Below are 759 nucleotides of genomic sequence, written 5' to 3'. Positions count from 1 at the left end.
GGGGGCCTTCTGCCTTCCGATCAGAAGGGCGGCAGCTCGTGCCCTGCTTCTTGAAGCCGGTCGGTCAAGCCGTCGTAGTCGAAGTCCACCGGCGAGGGAGCTGCGTATGGCTCTCCAAACCAGCGTCGACGGCGCTCCTCCTGCTTGACCGTCTCCACGTCTACGAAGGAGAAGGAGGGGGCCGAAGGCCCCCCAAGGGAGCCAGCCCCTTCGTCTTCCTTCTGGGGGCCGCTTACGCGGCCCACCTTCGCCGGCTGCTTGAGCTCTTCGTCTTCGCCCTGTCGCCCCCCTGCCGGGGGCCGCTCTTCGCCTACCGGCTTGCTCTTCGCTGTTGGCTCCTCACCCCTACCGCCGTCGCTCTTGAAGGTAGGTAGGTTGTATGGCTCCTCAGCCATACCCCCCCTGCTTCGGCAACGTGAGCCGGTAGATCACCGGACCGTCCGGCACCTTGCCTGTCTTCGTGAGCCAGCCAGCCCTACGCAGCCTGCCAACGATCTTGTTGACCGTCTGCTCTGGAGCCTTCCCGCCGTAGCCGAGTTCCCTGGCAATCGTCCCGTTCGACGGGCACACGTTCTCGCCCGTCTCGTAGTCCGCGTACAACGCCATCGCGACGCCGACCAACTTCTCTGAGGTCTTCATGTCAGAGCGCACCAGCGCACGACGCCACACGTGTTCCTGTATCTCGGGTTTCCCTTCTCCGGCGACAACATCCGCCCCGCCCCCTTTGGCCGTCGCTCCCCCCGTCTCTTATACACATCC

2 protein-coding genes are annotated in these 759 nt (G+C 64.8%); both read right to left on the bottom strand.

Features of this window, described 5'->3' with window-relative positions:
- Positions 1-20 precede the first annotated feature (20 nt).
- The gene (locus tag CCN51_RS54645; RefSeq protein ID WP_143676080.1) at positions 21-395 is read right to left on the bottom strand and encodes a hypothetical protein; all 375 of its coding nucleotides are present in this window, start codon (positions 393-395) and stop codon (positions 21-23) included.
- Positions 388-639: a helix-turn-helix domain-containing protein gene (locus tag CCN51_RS42980; protein ID WP_043486850.1), complete on the bottom strand. Its 252-nt coding sequence runs from the start codon at positions 637-639 to the stop codon at positions 388-390. The genes CCN51_RS54645 and CCN51_RS42980 overlap by 8 nt, the downstream gene beginning before the upstream one ends.
- Between the last annotated feature and the right edge of the window lie 120 nt (positions 640-759).

The organism is Streptomyces milbemycinicus, from assembly GCF_002154605.1.
Taxonomy (GTDB): domain Bacteria; phylum Actinomycetota; class Actinomycetes; order Streptomycetales; family Streptomycetaceae; genus Streptomyces; species Streptomyces milbemycinicus.
The sequence above is the reverse complement of the archived record's forward strand: the minus strand, read 5'-3'. Positions and strand labels throughout refer to the sequence as shown.

Bases quoted from the DNA above. Each gene is read 5' to 3' on its own strand.
- CCN51_RS54645 (WP_143676080.1), bottom strand. From the start codon at position 395: ATGGCTGAGGAGCCATACAACCTACCTACCTTCAAGAGCGACGGCGGT.
- CCN51_RS42980 (WP_043486850.1), bottom strand. From the start codon at position 639: ATGAAGACCTCAGAGAAGTTGGTCGGCGTCGCGATGGCGTTGTACGCG.